Below are 24,594 nucleotides of genomic sequence, written 5' to 3'. Positions count from 1 at the left end.
CGGTTAAAAGGTAAAAATCCCGGCTCGATGGCCGGGATCTTTCTCCACTAAAAACTAATTCAATTTATTAATTAATTGAAGCACTTGATCGTATAGTTGTTTATCATCCAGTTCATATTCTTCTCGATCCGGTTCTGGATTATATAAATCAGCTAAACAAAAGATGCTAGATAAACACTCACTTAATCTTTCGTCGTCTTTCAAAAGAATATGATTATCACGTTCTATTCGCCATAATTCTATATAAGCATCAGCAAACACTTCAGCTGATAATCTTTCTTTAATGAAAGACTTAGCAAATTCTAAAATCACAACGCTCATCGTAAGACTCCATTTTTCATAAAAATTGTCATATTGCGGGGTGCCTGGTGTAAGTTTAAATCCTGTGACGAAAGCACCTGAGCTATCAAGAACAACTGCATTGTTATTCGCTGAATTAAAGAAAACTTTTGAATCTTTCACAAACCCATAACTACCTTGCTCTACTGTTGCTGTATCTCCCATATGGTTCCTGATAGCAGCCTCATATTGACTAAATGTTTCCGGGTTCTTCTTCGTAGTAATAACTCCAAAATCTTCAGCATGTTTAAATTTTTTATCGAGTTGCTTGAAACTAATCTCGGTTAACTCATCAGCCACATTCTTCGGTGAAATAACCCCCTTCGCCGCATTAGCCGCCGCAGCTTCCGCTTTTGCCGCCGTTGCCTCTGCCGCCGTCTTACCAATACCTATTGCGCCAGCAGCACCCACACCCCCCGGCACTGTCGCTTCCGCCACAAATATCCCAGCATTATTCAGGCACAGCACCACACTTCCCACACAGCCCTGGATTACCGCCTGCGCCTGTCCTTCCTCGGTTCCGCCACCCAGAAGGTTATTCTCAACCGCATTTTTCCCTGCCTGCGCGCCGGTTAACGCACCGGCGCTGCTGTCTCCGGCAATGCCGCCAGCAAGCCCTGCCGCAAGCGTTGAGAAAGCGCTGATGGTCTGCTTCTGTTCTTCAGTCAGGTCCGCTGCGCTTTTGCCCGGGAACATCTGCGCCAGCAAGATGTTAGCTGCCTGTTCCCCTGCCACCGCACCGGCAGCGCCCGCCAGAGCGTTGCGTCCCTGAAGCTCCGCCACGACGGCTCCGGCGATGGCATGGGCAATCGCTTTACTGCCCTCGTCCAGGTTCAGCTTATGGCCGATAACATCCGCCACCGCAGACTGCGTCGTGCCTTCGGCGTGACCGCTGCCGCACAACTGAAGCGCCGCAACCCACCACCCCAGCCGGGCCGTGCGTAATGCGATATTTTTACGCGGCGAGTGGATAACACAGGCGGGATTTACCGACGGGATGCCGGTAAAAATCCGGGTGATGCCCGACTGCATCGTCATCACCATCCGGAACAGCCGCGAGCTGTGGGGCTGCGCCGAGGGGCTGAGCGTGACTTACGTCAACAGGCCAAAGATGCTCCAGTGGCTTAAGACCTTCCCCGGCGCGCGGAACGACACCGGCGATTTGTCGGTGATTAAGCGCAGGGATGGGCATTTTGCTTGACAGCTGATAACATGATCCCGCAATCAGGCCGAGATCTTCATATTGTATACTTAGTTTATTCCATTCATGAGATATTTTCAGACGAGATATAAATAATTCCTTTTATATCATCTGGTAATACACTATATCTCAATGGGGATAGAGGCTTTGATATTAACTTATACTTGTCATTCCTATAGTCATAACTAAATAATCCTTTACGTGACATTTCTATGAATGATTTCAAATAACGAGAACGCTGTTCCTCATCTGAAAAAGCAGGAAGATTGTATTCAATGACTTCCACGTCAGATAAAGATTCCAGAGAGTAGAAGTAATCATATACTAATTCATAGTTATCAATAGATTCTCTAATTTTCTCCGGAACTGGGCTTTTCCCCCCTGTTGCAAAGTGAGCTAAAAAACCGTCCTGACCGGATAAAAACCAGTCCAAATCATTTTCTAAAAAATCATCATCCATATACATCATTATTCAGCCCCAAATATGTTTTTACAGTTTTCACAACGAGGGACCACTTCTCCGGTTCTTCGTCGAATCGCAGGAGTGAAATGAATATCTTTAAGTTTTAAACTTGGATTTACCAATAAAAGCTCATTTGCTGCTCTGAATTCCGCACAACGGCCTAATATATTTCCACACGCAGTTTTTTACTCCCAACCCGCCTAACGTATCAGCATATGCCTTCAATTCCGGAGCAACTACGGTAGGTACAGCGCCATTAGATGTCGTCACAATCTTTCCTGTTAGAGGAGCTACGGCACCAATTGCTGTCGCTGGTTTGTACTTGCTACCCGCAAAAGAATTTACGAATTCATCTAATTGCTTGCTGGCATCATTAAGAAGTGCATTTTCCTTTTTAGCAAGATTTTTCCCCGTCTGTTCACCACCCTTAACAATACCATCAATAGCCGACAAGCCAGACTTACCCGTAACCGCTGTTCCCCGAGAAGCTTTTCCGTTTCCCGATGATGGTTTATCTAACGTAAACGCCACAGTCACCGACGCCAGAACCGCTTTGCTCAGGTTGTTTTTGTGCAGTTCTGTATTATTCGCTACCGGTTCAAGTTCAGAGATCGAATAAGCAACCAGTCCATATCTTCAGCGAAAAATAGCGCCTCTGAAGCCATCCCGTTAAAGGCGTCAATCCATAATGACGGCTGGTTCCAGCTTGTCAAATCAACCTCGCTCCCTTCTGCGCGTAAAGGAAAGAGATGAAGCGCGGACTCAAAACCATAGAAACCATTTTGAGTTTCTAACAAGGAGACCAGTTCCTTCACTGCCGGAAACGGCCAGGCGGCTAATTGCTGGCTTTCAGGGTGTTGTGAAGACAGGCTTTCACTGCAAATGGACAATAATTTTTCAGTGAATCTACCCATATTTTTCAACTCCCGCCATAGCCTGGATAATCAATGCGGATTTGTATCTCACCCGCCACGCTGACTTCCGCCACGCCCGGCTTACTTACAACGGCTCAAAGCCAGCCGCAAACCGGCGCCAGTGTGAGGTAAGGAGTGATTATTTTGTGTTGAAAGAGTGGTGAAGTGAATTCAGTATTTCTGGCGTAAAACGCTATCGCAGGATATCACACAATGACAAGAGTAAAAGCCTCCGTAATAATTAGAGGCTTTTTTAAAGATTTGTCATGACCTATCGTTCTTTTCTAATCAAAGAGTCATATTCTCCGAACTCTGGAAACCGATCATAATTTCCAGCCACACCAGAATAAGTTTCACTCATCTCTGATGTATTATTCGAGACATTATTCTCTATAATTATAGTATGCCCATCTTTTTTAAAATGATATGTTGTCCCATTGATAACCAAGTCAGTATCACCAGCAAACTCTCTATAAACAGACATCGATAGAAATAATATTCCAACATCCTCTATTTGAAAATTATAAAAAAGATATTCTCTTAAATACTCATCAAGAAAGCTAACGCTTACCCAGCCACTATTCCTCATTATATTAATAAAGCACGATGGGGCAGAATCAGAGCCAATGAGCACTGTATAAGAGTCATCAACCTCATGTATTTTAAAGTCTTTTTCTCCACGCCTAGGTCAATTGGCTCCTTATATCCAATTGACCATGTTTTGCAATAATATACGTCTGACTCATTTATACACCTTGCCATTTGTATCACGAATCACCACACCAGATTTCCAGACTGTATCGATTATTGATTGTGGAATAGATTGAGGTGAGCACTACACCGCAGATACGCTCAGGTTACTGACTGGTGCACACCGCAAGATCCCAGCCGGTAGGCTAGAATTTTTGTGTTTAACGTAACCAGAAGGGAAGATCATCCGGGCCAAGAGCATCATATTGTTCCAAGGGTCTTCTTTTATCATCAAGATAAAAAGGTACGTCCGTTATCCCTACCTTAACCGGTTGATAAATACTCCAACTTTCATAAAACAACTTAGCCGATTCGATGCATGTTTCAATACCAGAGATATATTTCAAGTATCTATCTTTTACATCAGGTAATAAACTATCTTTGAGTTCTTTAGTTATTAGGGCGACTTCATCCAGTTCTTCAAGTTTTACATATTTTTTGTAAAGTCTCTCCAGAACATCACGGTTCTCATCTCTTTTTAAATTCATAAAGAAAAATACAAAGAAATCAGCCATTTCAGAAGGGGAACCTAGCTCAACCATTGAGCTTCCACCTGTAAATCCAACATGTCTCACTGTGGTATTACCTCTTAAACCGGATGTCTGTGGGGTTAACTATCCCATTTGATTTTTGAACGATACCACGAATTATAGCGTCTTCTTGCGTAGAAGAAAGAGCTTGCCCACGAACATCAATTACCACTTCCTGTGTCATCCCTGCCGGTAAATTCTTCTGCCGCCCAATTGCCTGCTTCGCAACATTATTGATCAAGCCACTCAGATTATTTGTGACATCATAATTCTTCACTTCTACGCAAGTATTCCCTTGGCACCAGTCAGGACGAGTGCTGCCTTTGGTGCCATAAGGCACTTCTACACCATCTTTGAAGCTTACTTGTTCACGCCAGCCCTCACCAAGCTCCTTACCTATGTCTTTTTCGGATTGTCTCGCTGACGGACGCGCCACACTTTCAATCGCATCAACACCAACTTTCTGACCCGTTTGCTTCTCTACAGCCCGCAGCGCGTTCAGCTCCATTAGCTGCGATACCTGCTCTGCCGTTAACTTACCGGTGACACTGACCGCTAAACCCGCAGGGATAGCCTCTGCTCCAAAGGTTTCCGCAAGCCAGATACTCACCTCATTGGCGCACAATATCGGATTTGCTGCACAGGCACTGACGCCTGCTTCAACTGCCGCTGCCGCAGCAGGAGCTAACGCAGCAACTGTACCACCCGCCGCACCTGCACCCAGCGCCGCTGCCATTGCCTTGTTTACCGCCTCACCACGTTGACAGGCTTCTCCACCAGGATTGGTTGAGCAGGACAACACATCTTTACCATGCTCCTGCACGAACTTCGTCTGGGTTTCTTCGTTTCCGCCCAGAAGGTTATTCTCAGCCGCATTTTTCCCTGCCTGCGCGCCGGTTAACACACTGGCGCTGCTGTCTCCGACAATGCCGCCAGCAAGCCCTGCCGCAAGCGTTGAGAAAGCGCTGATGGTCTGCTTCTCTTCTTCGGTCAGGTCCGCTGCGCTTTTGCCCGGGAACATCTGCGCCAGCAAGATGTGAGCTGCCTGTTCCCCTGCCACCGCACCGGCAGCGCCTGCCAGAGCGTTGCGTCCCTGAAGCTCCGCCACGACGGCTCCGGCGATGGCATGGGCAATCGCTTTACTGCCCTCGTCCAGGTTCAGCTTATGGCCGATAACATCCGACACCGCAGACTGCGTCGTGCCTTCGGCGTGGCTGCTGCCGCACAACTGAAGCGCCGCAACCCACCACCCGCTGCGAGTACTACAGCCGGGCCGTGCATAAGGCGATATTTTTACGCGGCGAGTGGATAGAACAGGCGGGATTTACTGACGGGATGCCGGTTAAAATCCGGGTGATGCCCGACTGCATCGTCATCACCACCCAGAACAGCCGAGAGCTGTGGGGCTGCGCCGAGGGGCTGAGCGTGACGTATGTCAACAGGCCAAAGATGCTCCAGTGGTTTAACACCTTCCCCGGTGCGCTCAATGACACCGGCGATCTGCCGGTGATTAAGCGCGGGGACGGGCATTGTGGGTGAGCCTGACGATTAATAAAAAAGATCCCGCCAGGCAAGGGCGGGATTCTTTTTAAACAATCATATTGTCTAAAATACGGCCTATATCATTAAGTAATGCACAAACTTCTTCTTTAGAAGCCCCTATTCTGGTTTCAAACTCAGAAACAGAGATACCATTGCAAATCTCATTCAAAGCTGAATTCAGGATTAATAGCTCATTCTCACCAATAGTTAATTGAGCCTGTTTTCCTGTAACAGATATTACGTCCATTCATTACCTCAAATTATCAAAGTATGCCCTACCGTTTACTGGTCTAAAAGCCGTTCCGCCATCAGATGCTTTCGGATTACGGATTACGACAGTGCCTGTAGACTGATCCCAATAAGCCGAACGACCATTACTCAGTTCTTTGGTAGATGTAGGATTCTTAACAACATTTTCAATGTGCTGTGCAAACTGAGCCCTTGTTCTTATACCTAGACCAGTAAACTCTCCTTGCTGAAGGACATGTTTCTCAAAAGCATGTCCTCCCGCAATTTCTTTACCAACTAATTCAGAATTTAAATTTTTTCCATTCGTTGAACTATGTGCTTCATTGTTCCGCGCATTCTCCTCATCCTGCGGCTCCCAGCCACCCGGCGTGCCTGACCCCGCACCGCCTAACTCTGCCTTCTCTGCATCAGTCAGATCCTTGCCAATGTTTGGATTTGAGGCATTCCCGGAACCGTACTTATCCTGCAACGAGCTGAGATATTTTCCGGTGATCTCATCGTTACCCATCATTTCAAGGGTAACAAGATGATCCAGCTCATCAGCGGTCAGTTTGTCGGCCAGTGTTTTCGCCACGGCTCCAGTAAGACCGGCTTTTACCCCTATTTCCAGCAACTGCTCCGCAACTTTCGTCCGGCAGGGTGCCGCAACCGCGCAACCTCTGGCTACCAGGCTCAAAGAGTTATTCTCAACCGCATTTTTCCCTGCCTGCGCACCGGTTAACACACCGGCGCTGCTGTCTCCGGCAATGCCGCCAGCAAGCCCTGCCGCAAGCGTTGAGAAAGCGCTGATGGTCTGCTTCTCTTCTTCGGTCAGGTCCGCTGCGCTTTTGCCCGGGAACATCTGCGCCAGCAAGATGTTAGCTGCCTGTTCCCCTGCCACCGCACCGGCAGCGCCTGCCAGAGCGTTGCGTCCCTGAAGCTCCGCCACGACGGCTCCGGCGATGGCATGGGCTATCGCTTTACTGCCCTCGTCCAGGTTCAGCTTATGGCCGATAACATCCGCCAGGTACGGCGCTGCGCCGCCTGCCAGCGCCGACTGAACGTCCCCGCCCGCCAGGCCCTGCACTGCCGCCGTCACCGCCTGGACGGCCCGCTGGTATTTGCCGCCCGTGCCGTAGTCGCTGTTCTTCTGGGCGTTGTCGTAGAAGTTCTGCCAGACCTGCTGGTTAATCTCCTTGTCGCTGTACTGTTTATTCCGGTCCTGCGCCTGAAGCGCTTTCAGCGCCTCGTCCTTCTGCGCCTGGGTAACGCCCGCCATCTGGCTGTTAGCCTTCTGCGCCGCCTCTATCGCGCCCTGTGTTTTAACGATATCCGAGACCTGCATCCCAATCTCGCCAATCAGCTGCGCGGTCTGCAGGCGGTTCTGCTCTTTCTCTTTGTCGAATATCGGGCTGATGCTGTCGTTGGCGTGTTCCGTATCACGGCTTAAGTTCGCCAGGTCCTGCTGCTGGTTCGCCTGGTCGCGAATGGTGATGGCGCCATCTGCCACTGCAGACTGTGTCGTGCCTTCGGCGTGGCCGCTGCCGCCCATCCCTGCCAGCATGGTGTTCGCCATATTGCTGATGAGGTTGCCGGCAATGCCGCCGCCCGTGCTGAAGCCCGCGCCCTGGTGCTCAACCTTATAGTCCGCCCGGTTCTGGATATCGGTGAAGCCCAGCGTGCCGGTATCCAGTCGGTTTTTATCCGCCGTGGCGGTGGAGGCGATCACCGCGCCATCGAGCTGAGTATGGTTGCCGACGGTGATATCGAAGCCGCCTTTACCTGCATAAATGCCGGACTGCTCGATAACAGAGTCGTAGTTGCTCTTCATCTTGTCGCGGCTGTAGCTGAAGCTCGCCGAACCGCCCGGCACGCCAAAGGTAAAGCTGCCGCCTGCGCTTACGCTCTGCTGCTTGCTGTTATAGTTATCGCTGTCCTGCAAGCTGGTGATGGTGAGGTCGCGGCCAATATCGCCTTTCACCGTTTCGCCGTTCACCTGCGCGCCCGAAAGGGTGGTATCACGTCCGCTGGACAGGTTCACCTGATGACCGGCATCCAGCGTGGTTTCATTCCAGTTGGTGCCGTTGCCTTTCTCGCCGCCTTTCGCAGCGTTCATGCTGGCGGAAACGCTGATGCCCGTGCCGCCCGAGCCTGCCGTCAGCCCCACGCCAATCGAGCCGCCTTTACTGGCGTTACTGCTTTCCAGCTTCTGGGTATTGGCGGAGGAGGTCAGGTTGATATCGCGCGCCGCATTGAGGCTGATGTCATTACCCGCCTTCAACTGGCTGCCGCCAATGCTGATATCCCCGTTGTTCGCCCCCTTGCCCTTGCCTGTGGCGGTAATGTTGAGGTCGTTTCCGGCGTTCAGCGTGCTGCCGGTGGTCGTGTCTTGTTCAAAGTGCGACGTCGACTTCGAAGACTGGGAGCCAAGCGAAGCCATCACGCCAATCGAGGCATTGTTGGCCGGGTCGCCGCCTTTCGCCGCATCAAGCCGCGCCGCCTGAACGGCCTGCGCGCCAGAGAGCGCCGCTTTGGTGGCCTGCAGACCCGCAAGGCGGCTGTCGCTCTGCTCTTTGGCAGACTGCGCGGCAGAGACTGCGCTATTGACCGCCTCACCAACGGACCCCGAAAGCGCCAGCGTCAGCCCGCTGGACTTCTGCTCGAATTTCTCGTCGCGGGTGCGTTTGTCGTGGCCCGGCTCAATCACTACGCTGTCGCCGGTAATCGCCAGGTCTTTGCCTGCAATAAGATCCGCGCCGCCCACGTGCGCCTGGTTGCCTGCGGTAACCGTCACGTTGCCGCCCGTCGAGCCTACCGTGCTGGTGCTCTGGCTCTGGGTGGTGCCTTTCTCGCGCAGGTCGTGGGTGGTTTTGCTGCTGCCGATGGTAAAGCCAATGCCACCGGAGCCCATCAGGCCGCTTTTCTTCGTCTCTTTGAAGTTCCAGGAGGTATCGGTATTAGTGGCGGCGACAATATCCACATTGTTGCCCGCGCCAAGCGCTACATTGCCGTCACCCGCAACAGCCGAGCCCTGCACCAGCAGATTATTGCCCGCAGAAACCTGCACGTTGTCGCCAGAAAGCAGCGTGCCTGCTTCACGCGTGGCGCTGGTTTCCTGGATGGTGTGAGTGGTTTTTTTGCTCAGGAAACCGCTTTTAGTCTTGGTCTGCTCTTTGTAGTAGTAATCGCTCTCGGTGGCGGTGGTGAGGTTAACGTCGCGGCCTGCCGCCACGCCGATATCGCCCTGCGCGGTCACCTGCGCCGCCTGCGCGTTCACATCCTGCCCGGCGACAATCACCGTGTTGCCGCCGCTCGCAATCTCAGTGCCCTGCTGGCGCACCGACTCGTTGATGACGGTCTTTTTCTTCGCGCGGGCGCTGTCGCCCTCGGTGGTGGCCTCCGCCGCCAGGTTGACATCGCGTCCCGCCTGCATGCCGACGTTATTCGTCGCCGCCAGCGCCGCCGCCTGGGAGTTAATGTCCTGACCTGCTTTCAACGTCAGGTTGTCGCCTGCCGCTACGGTGGCGCGGTCCAGCCCGGTGCTATGCGATTCATTCTTGCCGCTGGCGCTGTTCTGGCTGGTCTGTGCGGCGTTCAGGTTGAGGTCGTTGCCCGCCGCAAGCGCAGCGCTGCCGCCCGCTTTCACGTCGCTCGCCGTCAGGCTGAGGTCATGCCCCGCGCTCGCGTCCAGGTTGCCGCCCGCGCTGATGGTGCTGCCTTGATAAGAGACGGTGGAGCGGCTGGTGTTGGTTTTGCCGCGAAAACCAGACTGGCTGTAGGCGTCGTTCACCTGATTGGCGTTAACGGCGATGTCGCCCCAGGCGTCCAGCAGCATATCGCCGCCGGAGGCGAGGTTCGCGCCGGTCAGCGTGATGTCTTTGCCCGCCGAAAGCGAAAGCCCGTCCTGCGCGGTAATGGATGCCGTTGAGCCAAGCACGGTGTCTTTCAGCGAAACGCTGCCGTATTTGCCTTTGGCGTTGATATCAATCTGGTCAGCCAGCGTGATGTTATTAATGCTGCCGTCCAGGCTCTCCAGTTGTACGGTTTTGCCGTTAATGGCGGAACTGATGTTGCTGATATCGCCGATGGCGCTCAGGTTGAGATCGCCGCCCGCTTTCATCAGCCCGTCGTTCAGGTTGCTGATGCTGTTCTGGCTGTCGAGGCTGAGGTTGTTCTTCGCCACCAGCGTGCTGCCGCTGTTGGTGATGTTGCCGCCCTGCAGGCTGACGTTATTGCCCGCAATAACGCTGCCGTTGTTCACCGTCACATCTTTCGGCGACAGGTACACTTTCGGGATCATCACCGTTTCGCCGTTGATGGTCGCGGTTTCCCACCACAGGATGCTGTGTTCGAGCGCCGCCACCTGGTCGGCGGTGAGCGACACGCCGAATTTCAGGCCGAGAGACTGCTGCGCCGAGGCGGCGTTGTCCATCAGGTAGCGCATCTGGTCGAGGTCGGAGCCGATGCCGTTGAGGTAGCGGTTGCCGGTCTGGTTCAACAGGTAGTTGCTGACGTAGCGGGTGTCGAAGGCCGCATCGCCAAGGAAGCGGTAGTCGTAATCCGGGTTCAGGTTGAGGCGGCCCAGCATGTAAGAGGAGCCGAGGAACTGCTTCTCATCGGTATAAACGGCGCGGGTCTCCTGCGGCGCCGTCGTGCCCGGCTGCACGCCCGCCAGCGCCCCCACGTCCGGGCGAACGCCAGAAAGCGCGCGGGTGGAAGGTTGCAGGCCCAGCAGGGCGTTCAGGTCGCCAAACAGCGACGGGTCGAGTTGCCCAAGATCGTTAAGTTTCGGGTTAACGGTGATGAGGTACGGGCTTTTCGGGTTGGTGGAAACCACAAAATAGCCGTTGTCGCCGGATGGCAGCGGGTAGGCGCTGGTGTCCACCGCCTTGCCCTGATACTGCCCCAGCGCGCCGCTTTTGGCGTTATTAAGCGCCGCCGTGGTCACGCCCGCGTCCGCAAGGCCGCCCACGCTGCCGAGGCTGGCGTTGCCCTTCTGCGTGGTAGAAATGGTGGCGAGAGACGCGTTCGCTGCGCCGTTTGTCTCCAGCGCGCCGCCGCCGTTAATCTGCTGCAACGCGCCCTGGAGTTGATCTCTCCACTGCGGCGAGTTCACCGCCACCGGCCCGGCGTTGATCAGGTTCTGTTTTGCAATGCTGCCGCTAACGCTCTGGTTGCTAAGCATGTTGAGCGACGGCGTGGAAATCGTGTTGCTGACGCCGCCTGCGTTCGCGGTGGTATTGGTGTTGCTGATGTTGCTGGTGAAGTTAGCGCTGACGTTGCCGCCCGCCTGGATTACGGCGCGGTAGATTTGGCCGTTAGAGGACTCGGTAGTCTGGCCTTTTAGCTCATATTTGAAATAAGAATTAGTTGGAGGCTCTATATAACGCTGGTTAGATGACGATATACCAATAGTATCCAGATATTCATACGTATAATAATTATATAACGTACCGTCTTCATAACTTTGGTTATTTAAAGTATTCCCACTTAAAGAAATATTCTGCTGTGCTAATAAATTACTGGCACGGTTATCTAACGAATTACTATTGATAACGATACTGCGGCCTGCGGAAATGGTGCCCGCACCGCCAGTTGCACTTACACTATTATGAACAATAGCGGATGCGATTTTCTGCGTTTTATAATCATTAAGTGGTGTATATTGTGAATAATATGTATAAATATCAGTTGCACATGTACAGTTATGAAATTCATGAGTTAGCGACTTTTTAATAAAATAAGCATCTGGCGAAAACTCAGAAATGCTAATAGTGAGCGTCGCATTTCCTGCATTAGGCTGATTTTGGTTTTCCGTCCAACTGCTTACCGACAACCCATCCCTTGTATTCAACAAATGCCCGGTATTGATCGTGATATCGCCGTTTTGCGTCTCGATCGTCCCTGAGGTATTCACCACTTCCGTATTTGCATTACCCGCGCCGTCGCGCTGCATCCACAGGCTGTTGCCCGCGAGGATATCGCCGCGCTGGTTGGTGATGCTGTTGGCGTAAAGCGCCAGGTTGTTGGCCGCATAAAGCAGCGCGGTGTTGATGATGGAGCCTGGTCCGCTCAGCGTCAGGCTGCCGCGGGTGCCGGTGAAGCCGTTTACGGTGATGTTGCTGCCGCTGTTAATGGCGATATCGCCGCCGCCCTGAATCGACCCCGCGCCATTAAGCGCTACCGCGCTGCCGCTGAGGGTGCTTGCGCCGTTGCCGGTGGTGATTTGGTTATTGTTAGTGAGCACACCGCCCGCGCTAACGTTCACCGCCTGGCCCTGCATCACGCTTTGGTTATCAATCGCGCCGTTGCTGGTCAGCGTCAGCGTTCTGCCCGCCGCCAGCGCGGTTTTGTTGGTATAGGCGTTGGCCAGTTTTAGCGTCAGGTCGCCCAGCGCCACCACCTGTCCCAGCGCGTCGAAGCCGTTGCTGCCAAGCCACAGGTTGCCGGCGCTGAAAAGTTTGCCGGTCGCCGACTGGTTAACCTGGCCTGCGTTCACGTTCAACTGGCTGGTGCCAAGCAGCGTGCCGTTGTTATTCAACTGGTTGTAGTTAACGGCAAGCGTGCCGCCCTGCGTCGTGCCCTGGTTGGTGAACAGATTGCCGGTGAGCGTCGCCTGGTCCGCAAGCCAGGTGCCACTGTTGGTGGCGTTCGCGGCGTTCAGAACAAGGTTGGTCGCCTGCAGCCAGCCTGCGCCAGAGAATTGCGGCGTGGTGAACGTTAACGTCGCGCCGGAAAGCAGCTTGCCGTCGTTATGCGCCTGCGAAGCGGCGTCCACGCGGGTGTCGCCGCCGCCCTGCATCAGCCCGTAGTTGAACAGTTCAGGCGTGGTGACGGTAAGCCCCTGGCGGCTGACGATCTCCCCGCCCGTGTTGTTGGTCAGCCTGCCGCTCAGGCTGAGCGTGGCGCCGTTGTCGCCCTGCAACCGACCGCTGTTGCTCAGCGCCCCGGTGGTGACGCCAAGCGTATTGCCCTGTAGCTTGCCGAGGTTGGTGACGGAAGCGGCGCTCAGGTTCAGCGCGCCGCCGGTGAGCAGCGAGCGCCCCGCCTGTTGGGTAAACGCGCCGTTGAGCGTTACGGTCAGCCCATTCACGCCGCTGGTGTCGCCGTCGTTGTTGAAGGTGCTACCGCTGAGCGTCAGGTTTTTCGCCGCCCACTGCCCCTGGTTGGCAAGCGTTAACGCAGAGAGCGCCGCGTTGCCCATGGCGGTAATTTTGCTGCCGGTCGTGGAATTAAGCGTGTTCGCCAGCGTCATCTGCAGCGCGTCGGCGCTCTGCACCGCGCCGCTGTTGGTGAGCGACTGCGCGTTCAGGAGAACGTTCTGACCCTGCCAGCTGCCGGCGTTTGTGACCGTGCCGGAGGTGATTTTCAGCGTGCCCTGGGTCAGCAGCGCGCCGTTCGCGCCGTTTACCAGCTCTTGCTGAGGCGCGGCCATCAGCATGCGCGCCATCAGGCGCTGCTGCGCTTCCAGCGTCAGGCTTTGCAGGCCGGTCAGCGTACCCTGGTTGTTGATGCTGTTCTGGTGCAGCGCGAGGGTTTTCCCCTGCACCGCGCCGCTGTTTTTCAGGCTCTGGCCGTCGAGCGTGGCATTGCCTTCGCTAAGCAGTTGCCCGCCGTTGTCGATAAGCTGCGCGCCAAGGGACGCATCGCCTTTGCTCATCAGGGAGCCGGTATTGGCGAGCGTGGCGTCCACGTCTGCCGTCAGGTCGCCCAGGCTTAGCAGCGAGCCGCCGTGCGTCCAGCCGCTGGCGTTCACCTCCACGCCCTGCCCCTGTAAGGTGCCGAGCGTGTTGAGCTGCCCGGCGTTCAGCGCCAGCGCGCCGCCGGTAAGGGTGCGGGAAGCCGCGCCCGTGGTCAGCGTGTCGCCCGTTATGGTCAGCCCTTTCACCCCCTGCCACAGCCCGTCGTTGCTGAGCGTGGCGGCGTTAAGGGTCAGCGTATCCGCGGCGATGCGGCCTGGGTTAATGAGGCTGCCCGCCGTCAGGCCCAGCGCCCCGTTGCTCTGAATTTGCCCGCTGTTGTTGAGCGCGCCGGTGAAGGCGCCGGTGAGCGCCGAGGCGCCGTTTAGCACGCCGCGGTTATCCAGCGTATTGCCGGTCAGCCCCAGCGTGTTTCCCTGCATCGCGCCCGCGTTGGTAAGCGTGCCGCCGTTAAAGGTTAACGCGCCGCCGGAGAGCCATTTGCCCGCCGCCTCGTTGGTAATGCTGCTCGCGGTGGCGTCCGCCTGGCCGTTGCCCTGAATCAGGCCGCTGTTGCGGATCGCCGTGCCGCTAAGGGTCAGCGTCTGGCCTGCCAGCGTGCCGCCGTTGGTGAGCGTCGCGGCGCTGAGCGCGCCCTGGCCTTTCGCCACCAGCGCGCCCTGGTTGTCGAGCGTGTCGGCGAGGGTGACGTTAAGCGTATTGGCCTGAATATCGCCGCGGTTAGCGAGCGTTTTGCCCTTCAGCGTAAAGTCTTCGTTCGCCAGCAGCAGCCCCTGGTTTTGCAGGCTGTTGAGGTCGAGGTTCAGTCCGCTGCCGCTCACCAGCTGCCCGTTCTGGCCGTTAATCAGGTCGCGGGTGGCGAGCGCCAGGCGGTCGTTGCCCTGTATCACGCCGGTGTTGGTCAGCTGCGGCGCGCTGAGCGTTAAGGCTTTCGCCGCCAGTTGGCCGTCGTTGAAAAGCTGTGCGGCGGCGAGTTCAAACCGATTCTGGCTTAACAGCGCCCCCTGGTTGTCCACGCGCCCGCTAAGGGTGGCGTTCAGGCTGTCCAGCGCCTGCGCGCTACCGCTGTTGCGCAGCGTGTCCGCCGTGAGCGTGGCGCTGCGGGCCTGCAACTGGCCCTGGTTATCAAGCGTGTTGCCGGTGAGCGTCAGCGTTTCGCCGCCCGTCGCCTGGCCCTTCGCCAGGTTGGTAAAGGCGTTGCCATCCCAGTTCAGGGCGCTGTTGCCCTGCAACAGGCCGCTGTTCTGCAAATCGCCGTGCAGCGCCAGCACCTTCGCCATCAACGCGCCGCGGTTATCAAGGCTTGCCGCGCGCAGGTCGAGCGTCTGCTGGCTCAGGGCTTTGCCCTGGTTGCTGAACGCGCCGTTCACTTTCGCCGTCAGCCCCGCTTCGCCCAGCGCGTTGCCGCTGTTAATCCAATCGCCCGTCGCCAGGTCCAGGGTTTTGCCCTGCAACAGCCCGGCGTTGCTAAGCCGATCGTTTTGCAGTTCCAGCGTGCCGCCAGAGAGCAGTACGCCGCCCTGGCGGTTATCCAGCGTTTTGCCCGTCGCATTAAGGGATGCCGCGCCCTGTAAGGTGCCGCTGTTGGTGATAGCGGAGGCGTCTGCGCGCAGGTCGTTCGCCGCCAGCAGCCCGCTGTTGATAAGCGTCGGCGCAGTGAGCGTGAAGCCGTTATCGGCAATCATCCGACCGGTGTTGGCCGCGTTGCCGCTCAGGTTCAGCAGCAGGTCGGCGGCGCTCAGTTCGCCGTCGTTGCCAAGCGTTGCGCCATGCAGCGCCAGCGTGCCGCCGGTGCGCAGCGCGCCGCTGTTGCTGGTGTGCTGCGCGGCGATCGCCAGCCCGTCGTCGCCCTGGGCTTCGCCCTGGTTTTTCAGCGTATCGGCGGTGAAAGAGAGGTTTTTCGCCGCCAGCAGGCCGCTGTTATCAATCTCTTCGCCGTTCAGCGTGAGCGTGTTGTCCGCCAGCAGGCGGCCGCCCGCGTTGTTCATCAGCGCGGAATAGTCGCTGCTGAGGTTAAGGCCGTTGATCTCCCCGGCGTTGGTCAGGCGATCGCCTTTGAGGATCAGGTCGCGATCGGTCGTGATCAGGCCGCTGTTATTGAGCGTCGGCAGGTTCAGCGTCAGGTTTTGCGCGCTGTAAAGCGTGCCGCCCGCGAGGTTATCGAGCGCATCGGTTTGCAGGTTCAGCAGCCCGGTGCCCTGCATCAGCCCGCTGTTAGTCAGTTGCTTGCCGCGCAGCGTGAAGGTATCCGCCACCAGCGTGCCGCTGTTGGTGAGGTTTTCACCTTCCATCGTGAGCGCATCCGCCTTCACGCCGCCGCTGTTGATGAGAGTCTGCGCGCCCAGGGCCAGCGTATCGGCCAGCAGCGCGCCGCGGTTGCTGAGGCTGTCGCTGCCGAGGGTTAAGGTGTTGGCTTCCAGCGTGCCGCTGTTGGTCACCGATTGCGGCGCTTTGAAAGCAATACGGTCGGCGTTGGATTTCCCGCCATGGTCGATTTGCTGCGCCGTAACGCTGAATGCGCCTTTCGCCGCCTGGGTGCCGTTGAGCTGCGCGTTGTTGGCCTGGAGCGTCAGGTCTTTATCGCTCTGCAGATGCGCGTCCGCGCCCGTAGTGACCCTCTCGCCGCGTACGTCGAGCGCGCCGTTGGCAATCACCTGGCCGTTAATATCGGCTTCCTGCCCTGCCGCAAGACGCACGTCGCCCTGGCTGGTGGTCAGCGAGCCTTTGCCGCTGGCGAGCTGTGCGGCTTCCACCGTCAGGCTTTTTGCGCCCGAAAGCGTGCCGTTTTGCTCAAGGGAGGCGGTGTTCACCGCAAGCGCGCCGTCGGCGAGCAGGCTGCCGCCGTTGCGCAGCGCCGCTTCCGCGGTGATGTTCGCGTCGCCTTTCGCGCTGAGCGCGCCCTGCTGGGCGAGGTTTTTAACGTTAACGTCAAGCGCGGCGCCGCTTTGCAGCGTGCCGCTGTTTTCCAGCGCGTCGCCCTTCAGCGTTACGCCGTTGCCCTGCAACAGCCCGCTGTTGTTGAGGCTTGCGGTTTGCGCATCAAGACGGCCATTGGCCGCCAGCTGGCCTTCGTTCACCACCTTCTGGCCGGAAACCCGCGCGTCGCCGCCCGCGTTCACCTGCCCCTGGTTATGAATATCGCCGCCGTTCAGGCGCACAGTCGCTTTCGCCTCGGCGCGGTTGGCGCCATCCAGCGCGATCTGCGTGCCGGTAAGGGTGAGGTCGTTGCCCGCGGTGAGCGCGCTGCCAGTTGCAGTCAGCTCGCCGCCGCTGCTGAAGGTGGCGTTCGCGCCGCTGCCGATCGTGGCGTTATCTAACGCGACGCTCTGCCCGCCTGCCAGGCTCAGCGCGCCCTGGCCGGAAAGACTGCCGTTGCGCACCGCCAGCGAACCGCCGTTAAGCAGCAGGTCGCCATCGGCGATAAGCGAACCGCCGGTCATCTCAAGCGCGCCGCCGCTGCTGAGGGTCGCGCTTAAACCGCTGCCTGCGGTGGTCTCGTCAAGCAGCAGCCCCTGCGAGCCGGTGAGCATCAGCGCGCCCTTGCCGGAGAGCGTGCCGCCGCGAACAGCCAGCGCGCCGCCGTTAAGCAGCAGGTCATTGCCTGCGGTGAGCGAGCCGCCCGTGACCGCAAGCTGGCCGCTGCTTGTCAGGGTGGCGTGAGTGCCGCCGCCCGCTTTGCTGTTTTCAAGCGATAAGCCCTGCGCGCCGGTGAGGTCAAGCGCGCCATGCCCTGACAGCGCGCCGCCGGAAACCGCGAGCGAGCCGCCGCTCAGCAGCAGGTCGCTGCCAGCGGTGAGCGTGCTGCCCACGGCGGCGATGTGGCCGCCGCTGGCGAATGTCGCCTTCGCTTCACTGCCCGCGGTGGTGTTTTCCAGCCGCATGGACTGGTTGCCGGAAACGTTCAGCTCGCCCCGGCTGGCCAGGCTGCCGCCCTGCACGCTCAGCGCGCCGCCGCTATGCAGGCGAGTGTCAGCCTGCCCTACCAGCGTAGCGTTCGCGATAGTGGCGTCCTGCTGGCTGGCGATAGTCAGCGCGCCGTTGCCGGAAACGCCGCCGCCGTTGATGTTCAGCCTGCCGTTGCTGCTGAGGGTGGTGTTGCCCTGGCCTACCAGGGTGGCGCTGGCGAGTGCCGCATCCTGCCCGCTTGCGACATCAAGCGCGCCGCTGCTGGTCACGCCGCCGCCGTTAATCTGCAAATGCCCGTCGCTGGTAAGGCGCGCGTCGCCGCCGCTGGCGAGCGTGGCGTTATCCAGCGTCATCCCGTCACGGCTGGCGACGTTCAGCGCGCCGCCCGTCTGGTGGCTTCCCGCCAGCGTCACCCCTTCGCCTTTCGCGCTAAGCGCGCCGCTGGCGAGGCTGTTTTTAACCGTCATCCGGCCGCTGGCGTCGAGCTGAATATCCCCCTGTCGCGCATTGAGGTTGCCCAGGTTGACCCCTACCCCTTTTTCGCTGGAAACAAGGCGAATACGGTTGGCGTACATGCCGCCGAGCGCGCCGGTATCCACCGCCACCGTCGGCGCCGGGCCTTCGCCCGCCTGCGCCCGCACGCTACCGTCCGCCCCGACGCGGTTCGCGCCCGCGGTCACGCTGAGATCTTTCGCGTGGATAGCGGCGTTCACTTCGCTGGCGCGGGAGATAATAGCAAGCGCGTCGCTCTGGCTGGCGTCCAGCCCCTGCCCTTCGACGGTAATCGCGCCTTTAATGACATCCAGCGCCATCAGGTTGCCATTCGCGTCGAACTGCGGCTTGCCGGTGGTTAAGGTGACGTTCGGCGTGTTAATAAATCCGCAGCCGTTACAGGTGATGCCGTAGGGGTTCGCCACCATCACGTTGGCCGCTTTCCCCGCCACCTCGGTGTAGCCCTGCAGCTGCGAGCGGCTGGCGCCCGTCACTTCGTTGATAATGCCCTTCGCTTCCTGGCCCGCTTGCAGGTGCGGGTTGTTCTGGATAAGCCCGCCCAGCTGCGTCTGGGTCAGCCTGTCGGTGGTGTTGTTGAGGATAAGCCCCTCTTTGCCGACGTTGTAATCCTGGAATTGGTTATGGGAGAGGCCCGCCGCGTTCGGCGTTGCGATGTTGACAACCGGCACCCCGTTGCCCGCCTGGTCCATGGTGGTCTGCCCCGTTGGCGTCATCGCCGCCGCAAAAGCGGGCGCGACCGGCTGCCAGACCAGCAGCGCGCTGATAGTCCAGCTCAGCAGACGTTTAGCAAGACTCACGGGAGGGTGACGGTTATCCATAATCGTTATCTCTTAAAGCGTGAACATGATGCGCCAGTTGACGCTGAGGTGATCCGGGCCAAGCCAGTCGGGGTAGCGCAGCGGCGTGCCGACGGAAATTTGGCTGCTGTACCAACGGTTGGCGCTGCCAAGCCCCGCCGCTGCGCCCCACAGGGTGCCGGAGGCGTAGCGGTCTTCGCGGTCTTTCTCCAGCCAGCCGCCATCCAGCGCGGCGGTGGCGCTGACCTGGCCGATTACCGGCAGGGTGAAGAGGAGATAGTTGAGTTCGTTGCGCAGATAGCCGCCGTTGTCGCCGGAGAGGTACTGCTCTTTGAAACCGCGCACCGAACTTTCGCCGCCGAGCGTCAGGCGCTCTGAGCCATACAGGCGGTCGGGCGACCACTGGCCGTAGGCGCTGGCGAGCCACCACAGGTTGTTCGTCACCGGGCGCTGGAAGCTGGCACTGAGGCTCCATTTGCGAAACTGCGCGCGCGGCTCGTCGCCATGCTTGTTCTCGTCGGTTTCGGCGTTAAACCAGGGGGCGCCGTGGCTGTAGCTGGGGTTGAAGGTGGCGACGCCGCCCCCCATTTTCTGCGTATGGTTGATGTCAAGGGTGAGGCTTGAGAGGTTACGCGTGCTGCTGGTGAGCGGCGCATCGTTAAGCCAGTTGCGGCTGCTGCGCTGCGTTACGCTCGCCGCGACGCCGGTTTTGATGTCGCCGTTGCGAAACACCACCCACGAGGCGTTCAGGCGATGGGTTTTTGTGTCGCCCGTGGAAATCCATTTGTAACCCATGTTGTCGAGGGTGGTGCGGTAGTTGCTCCACGAATAGCTGTACTCCAGCAAGCCGTAGCCAAACGGCACGCTGACGCCCGCCTGGAAATTCTGCGCGTCGTAAGCGGTAGCGAAATCGCTGCTGCGCCCGCCGCTCACAAACCATTTATCCGCGATCCGCAGCAGGTTATTCGCGGTCAGCGAACCGGTGAGCTGCTCCTCGCCCGTGCTTTTCTGCCCGCTGTTATCCAGGCTGACGCTAACGCTTAATGGAAATTCCGGCGTGGCAGTTAAATTCACCACCGAATAGCCCTGCTGTTCAGCAGGCAGAATTTCTATCTGCACCGGCGTGGCGCGCAAACGGTTTATTTGCTCCATGCCCTGTTCTATATCGCGTAAATTAAGCACCCGCCCTTCAAGCCCCGGAAAGGCCATTTTCAGCATCAGCGGTTTTTTCCCTTCCAGGCGAATTTCACTTAATTTCCCTTCCAGCACGGCAAGCGTTAATTCACCGCCAGAGAGATCCTGCTCGGTTAAAAACGCGCGGCTGGTAATATACCCGCGGCTGATATACCAGTCGGAAACCGCCGCCGTCAACTCGGTTATTTTTTTCATATCCAGACACTGGCCGCGCCACGGCGCCGTCAGTTTCTGCTGCGCTTTACGGGAAGGTAGCGTCGCGCCGGAAAGGGTTATCTTGTTGATCTGAAAGCAGGGCCCGGTGGCAGGCTGCGCGGGCGCGGGCGTGGCCGCGCGCGGCAGCGGCGTGCTGCGCTCTAACTCTTCGCGCTGCTGCTGGTTTTGTAATAATAATTGTTCTTGCTGCTGGCGAATTGTATCGCGGTCCGCTGGCGATAAAGGCGCGGCTACCGCAGTACAGAGCTGGCCTGCAGCAAATAATAGAATTAAAAAACGAGAAAACATTCTCTGGATCCTGTCCATGATCAAATTAAATAATAACGCGCAGAAATTAAATGGCGTTAAATTTAAGGAAGAGAGTTTTCCGATAGAATATCAATTTTTTCTGTGACAGCAATATAGGCAGGAAAGATATATCTTTGTGGCAGGTGGGCGGCATTGATTTAATTTAAGGACAATCCATTTACCGACTTAAATTAAATTGGCGTAATGAATCCCTATAAATAACAAAAAGATTAATTTAAAAAAAAAGAAAATATCATAAGTTAAGCGGTGATTTTATTTCATCTCTGCTGCGCAAGATCACATTCCAGGATGAATAAGTCATTTCTGCGCAAAATAATAAAGGAGGCGCTCGCCTCCTTTATTTCATTGCCGGGCTTATGCCGCTACCGCCGGTCTTACGCCAAGCGTATGGCAGATGGCGTAGCTCATCTCCGCGCGGTTGAGCGTATAGAAGTGGAAGTCCTTCACCCCTTCGCGGCTTAAGATTTTCACCATATCCATGGCGATATTGGCGCCCACCAGCTTGCGGGTTTCAGCGTCGTCATCAAGGCCTGCGAACATTTGCGACATCCAGGAAGGGATGCGCACATTGGTCATATCGGCAAACTTTTTCGCCTGTTTAAAGTTGGAGACAGGCAGAATGCCCGGGATGATTTCCACATCAATGCCCGTCGCCGCGCAGCGGTCGCGAAAGCGCAGGTAGCTTTCTACATCAAAGAAGAACTGGGTGATGGCGCGGTTAGCGCCCGCGTCGATTTTGCGCTTGAGGTTAAGCAGGTCCGCTTGCGCGCTTTTTGCTTCCGGGTGGACTTCCGGGTAAGCGGCGACGGAGATATCAAAATCCGCCACCTCTTTGAGCAACGCCACCAGATCGCTTGCGTACATGTCCGGCTTGCCGCTGCCCGGCGGCAGGTCGCCGCGAAGCGCCACGATATGACGGATGCCGTTATCCCAGTAATCACGCGCGATGGCGCGCAGCTCGTCGCGGGTGGCGTCGATGCAGGTGAGGTGCGGCGCAGCCTCAAGCCCGGTGCGCTCTTTAATGCCCTTGATAATGCTGTGCGTACGGTCGCGCTCGCCGGAGTTTGCGCCGTAGGTCACCGAAACGAATTTCGGCTTCAGGCTGCTTAAACGGTCGATGGAGGTCCACAGGGTTTGCTCCATTTCACTGGTGCGCGGCGGGAAAAATTCAAAAGAGACGTTAATCTGGCCCTGCACTTCGGCCAGGCTCTGATTCAGGGCTTCCCGCTGGTTGGCGTGAAAAAAGCTCATACCTTACCTCATCAATCGCTACATAATCGTTGTTGTGTCGTGAACTTCTATACGTTTAGACGTCCAGATGTAAAAATGACGGAAAAGCGAGGGGCCGTCAACAGAAAAATGGTTATCTTGCGTGACGAATATTCAGCCAACATGAAAAACGTTCATGTTAAGGCAAGGGGAGCGGAGGTAGGCTGTTGGCAGACAACGTTTAGCGGGTGGCGCCACGCTGACTCGCCCCAGGGGTTATCGCCTGCCAGTAACCTGCGGTATAAAACAAAAAAGGAGCCATTGGCTCCTTTTTCATTACCTGCCTTTATTAAAGCAGCTGCGCCAGCCGGTTGAGGTCTGACTGGATCGCGCCGGCGGTAACGTCGCGCCCGGCGCCCGGCCCGCGGATAACCAACGGGTTATCGCGATACCAGCGGCTCTCAATCGCAAACACGTTATCGCACGGCAGCAGCGAGGCCAGCGGGTGCTCAGCTCGCACTGCCTCCACCCCCACGCGCGCTTTGCCGCTGGCGTCGAAACGCGCCACGTAGCGCAGCACCAGGCCCATTTCGCGCGCCGCTTCCAGCCGCTGCACCATCTGCTCGTTCAGTTCATCGCCGTTTTCGAAGAAATGGTCCACCGAGCCCGCTTCGCAGCCCGTCGGCACCAGCGATTCCACACGCACCTGTTCCGGCTCGATGTCATAGCCCGCTTCGCGCGCCAGGATCACCAGCTTGCGCATCACGTCTTTACCGGAAAGGTCCACGCGGGGGTCCGGCTCCGTCAGCCCCTGCTGCCAGGCCTGGTCGACGAGATCGGTAAACGGCACCGTGCCGTCGAACTGCAGGAACAGCCAGGAAAGCGTGCCGGAGAAAATGCCGCTGATAGCCAGTATGTTATCGCCGCTGTCGCGCAGGTCGCGCACCGTGTGGTTAACCGGCAGCCCGGCGCCGACGGTGGCGTTGTAGAGCCAGTGACGTCCCGTCTTGGCGAAAGCGTCGCGGATCTGGCGGAATTTGTTGCTGGTGCTCGCCCCGGCCAGCTTGTTGGCGCTGATGACATGGAAGCCGTGGCTGGCGAAATCAAGATACTGGTCCGCCAGCTCCTGGCTTGCGGTCACGTCGAGCACCACCAGGTCGTCGTAAGGGTGGGCGCGCATCCACAGGAACAGCGACTCTTCGTCATGCTCCACCGCTTCATCATTAAAGAAGGCGAGCGCGCGGCTGGCGTCCAGCCCGTTGTAATTAAGCAGGCTGCGGCGGCTATCCACCACGCCTGCCAGCACAAACTCAAACCCGGTGCGGGCGGAGAAGGTCTCCTGCTCACGGGCGAACAGCTCCAGCCAGCGCGAACCAATGTTGCCCTTGCCAAACAGCATCAGGCCGATGCGTTTCTCGGCGCGGAACAGCGACTGGTGCAGCCCCTGGATGAGGTGTTCGGTCGGCCCGACGCGCAGCACCGCCACGAGGCTGATGCCGTCGTCCGACTGCCAGATAAACTCCACCGGCTGGTCTTTCAGCTGCTGCCAGAAGCGGTGGCTGTGCAGCGGATTGCGACATACGCCCGCGCCAACCAGCGCCACCAGCGCCAGCCCTTCGCGAAGACGCAGCTCGCCCGGCAGCCCCGCTTCTTCCAGAATCTGCAACGCGCTGCCCACCACCTCAGAGGTGTAGCAGAGCTGCAGCAGGCTGCGGTCCGGGTGGACGCCCACGGATAGCGGGCGCACCTGCGCACGCTTGAGCAGCGCATCCACCTCTTTATGCGCCAGTTTGAAATCCTGGTGCGAGGCCACTTCAAATTCAATCAGGCAGACATCGTCGTGGCTGGTGACGATGCGCGCGCCGGTGCCGGAAGCCAGTACGCGCTCAATGCGCGTGGAACCTTGCTCCGGGTTGTAGCTGCAGCGCAGCTGAAGGTCGATATCGCTGCCGGATACCGGCTGTAAAGTCCGGGCATGCAGTACGGGCGCGGCAAGGCGCGCCAGCTCGCTCGCTTCGTCCAGGCGCAGCAGCGGCAGCAGGCAGGCGTCTTTCACTTTGCGCGGGTCGGCGCTGTAAACGCCCGCCACGTCGCTCCAGATGGTGACGCGAGAAACCCCGGCCAGCGCGCCGATTTGCGTGGCGGAGTAGTCGGAGCCGTTGCGGCCCAGCAGCACGGTTTCGCCCGCGTCGTTGCGGCAGATAAAACCGGTCACGACCACGCGTTTGCCAGGATGCTGAACCAGCAGCTGTTGCAACAGAGGGTAAGAGAGCCCTTCATTAACCTGCGGCTGCGCCGCGCGTTCAGCACGCAGGAAATCGCGCGCATCGAGCCAGGCGGCCTCCAGCCCTTGCTGATTTAGCACCGCCGCCATCAGCCGTGCGGACCAGAGCTCGCCGTGCCCTACCACCTCAGCGTAAACCGCATCGGTAATGGCGCCGTCGAGCAGTCCCGCCAGCCGTTCAAGGTCGTGGATGAATTCGCTAATCAGTCCATCGGCGACGTCCGGCGGCAGCAGGCCGCTAATCAATTCGCTCTGGTAGCGGCGCAGCGCCTGCTGCACCTGGTGGGCGGAGAGACGGTCGCTCTGGCTAAGCTTCAGCCAGCTTATCAACTGGTTGGTGGTGCTGCCCGCCGCCGACACCACCATCATGTCGCCAGGCAGGGAGTAGTCGGCCATGATGCCCGCCACCCGCAGGTAACACTTCACATCGGCGAGACTGCTGCCACCAAATTTATGCAGTTGACGACCCTTCGTCCCTGCAGGCGCTGTAACACTCATG

General features: G+C 57.6%; 12 protein-coding genes and 1 pseudogene. 2 read left to right on the top strand and 11 right to left on the bottom strand.

What is annotated here, in order from left to right:
* Positions 1-54: 54 nt before the first annotated feature.
* Positions 55-1,035 (bottom strand): colicin immunity domain-containing protein, encoded by a 981-nt coding sequence (locus ACU4F7_RS00620; protein WP_481638769.1) that lies wholly within the window; start codon positions 1,033-1,035, stop codon positions 55-57.
* A gap of 253 nt (positions 1,036-1,288) precedes the next feature.
* Here ACU4F7_RS00620 and ACU4F7_RS00615 point away from each other — a divergent pair.
* Positions 1,289-1,540, top strand: a pseudogene (locus ACU4F7_RS00615) (SymE family type I addiction module toxin); the annotation flags it as partial.
* A gap of 64 nt (positions 1,541-1,604) precedes the next feature.
* Here the strand turns inward: ACU4F7_RS00615 and ACU4F7_RS00610 are convergent.
* The 5 genes from ACU4F7_RS00610 to ACU4F7_RS00590 all read right to left on the bottom strand — a co-directional run bounded on the left by ACU4F7_RS00610 (position 1,605) and on the right by ACU4F7_RS00590 (position 5,383).
* On the bottom strand, positions 1,605-2,000 hold the full coding sequence (locus ACU4F7_RS00610; protein ID WP_082452344.1) for a hypothetical protein: 396 nt from the start codon (positions 1,998-2,000) through the stop codon (positions 1,605-1,607).
* A gap of 132 nt (positions 2,001-2,132) precedes the next feature.
* On the bottom strand, positions 2,133-2,456 hold the full coding sequence (locus ACU4F7_RS00605) for a hypothetical protein (RefSeq protein ID WP_152977075.1): 324 nt from the start codon (positions 2,454-2,456) through the stop codon (positions 2,133-2,135).
* Between the two features lie 137 nt (positions 2,457-2,593).
* On the bottom strand, positions 2,594-2,917 hold the full coding sequence (locus ACU4F7_RS00600) for a hypothetical protein (RefSeq protein WP_481637826.1): 324 nt from the start codon (positions 2,915-2,917) through the stop codon (positions 2,594-2,596).
* A gap of 911 nt (positions 2,918-3,828) precedes the next feature.
* Positions 3,829-4,209 carry a hypothetical protein gene (locus ACU4F7_RS00595; RefSeq protein ID WP_051237770.1) on the bottom strand — a complete coding sequence of 127 codons (381 nt, stop codon included), beginning with the start codon at positions 4,207-4,209 and terminating at the stop codon, positions 3,829-3,831.
* A gap of 40 nt (positions 4,210-4,249) precedes the next feature.
* The gene (locus ACU4F7_RS00590; protein ID WP_481637825.1) at positions 4,250-5,383 is read right to left on the bottom strand and encodes a VENN motif pre-toxin domain-containing protein; all 1,134 of its coding nucleotides are present in this window, start codon (positions 5,381-5,383) and stop codon (positions 4,250-4,252) included.
* Between the two features lie 89 nt (positions 5,384-5,472).
* Here ACU4F7_RS00590 and ACU4F7_RS00585 point away from each other — a divergent pair, with 89 nt between their 5' ends.
* Complete coding sequence (locus tag ACU4F7_RS00585) at positions 5,473-5,736, top strand: SymE family type I addiction module toxin (protein WP_481637824.1); 264 nt, start codon at positions 5,473-5,475, stop codon at positions 5,734-5,736.
* Positions 5,737-5,785: 49 nt separating this feature from the next.
* Here the strand turns inward: ACU4F7_RS00585 and ACU4F7_RS00580 are convergent, their stop codons facing one another.
* From ACU4F7_RS00580 to ACU4F7_RS00560, 5 genes are all read right to left on the bottom strand, one after another.
* A complete protein-coding gene (locus tag ACU4F7_RS00580) occupies positions 5,786-5,986 on the bottom strand; it encodes a hypothetical protein (RefSeq protein ID WP_481637823.1) in 201 nt (66 codons plus the stop codon).
* Positions 5,987-5,989: 3 nt separating this feature from the next.
* The gene (locus ACU4F7_RS00575; RefSeq protein ID WP_481637822.1) at positions 5,990-18,904 is read right to left on the bottom strand and encodes a hemagglutinin repeat-containing protein; all 12,915 of its coding nucleotides are present in this window, start codon (positions 18,902-18,904) and stop codon (positions 5,990-5,992) included.
* A 12-nt stretch (positions 18,905-18,916) separates the two neighbouring features.
* Entirely contained in the window at positions 18,917-20,581 is a 1,665-nt protein-coding gene (locus tag ACU4F7_RS00570) for a ShlB/FhaC/HecB family hemolysin secretion/activation protein (protein WP_481637821.1), read from the bottom strand.
* 375 nt (positions 20,582-20,956) lie between these two features.
* Entirely contained in the window at positions 20,957-21,853 is an 897-nt protein-coding gene (metF, locus tag ACU4F7_RS00565) for a methylenetetrahydrofolate reductase (RefSeq protein WP_024556731.1), read from the bottom strand.
* A 307-nt stretch (positions 21,854-22,160) separates the two neighbouring features.
* Positions 22,161-24,593, bottom strand: coding sequence for a bifunctional aspartate kinase/homoserine dehydrogenase II (locus ACU4F7_RS00560; protein ID WP_029590150.1), 2,433 nt, complete (start codon positions 24,591-24,593; stop codon positions 22,161-22,163).
* Position 24,594: the final 1 nt, after the last annotated feature.

This window comes from Franconibacter pulveris, assembly GCF_056780215.1.
The sequence above is the reverse complement of the archived record's forward strand: the minus strand, read 5'-3'. Positions and strand labels throughout refer to the sequence as shown.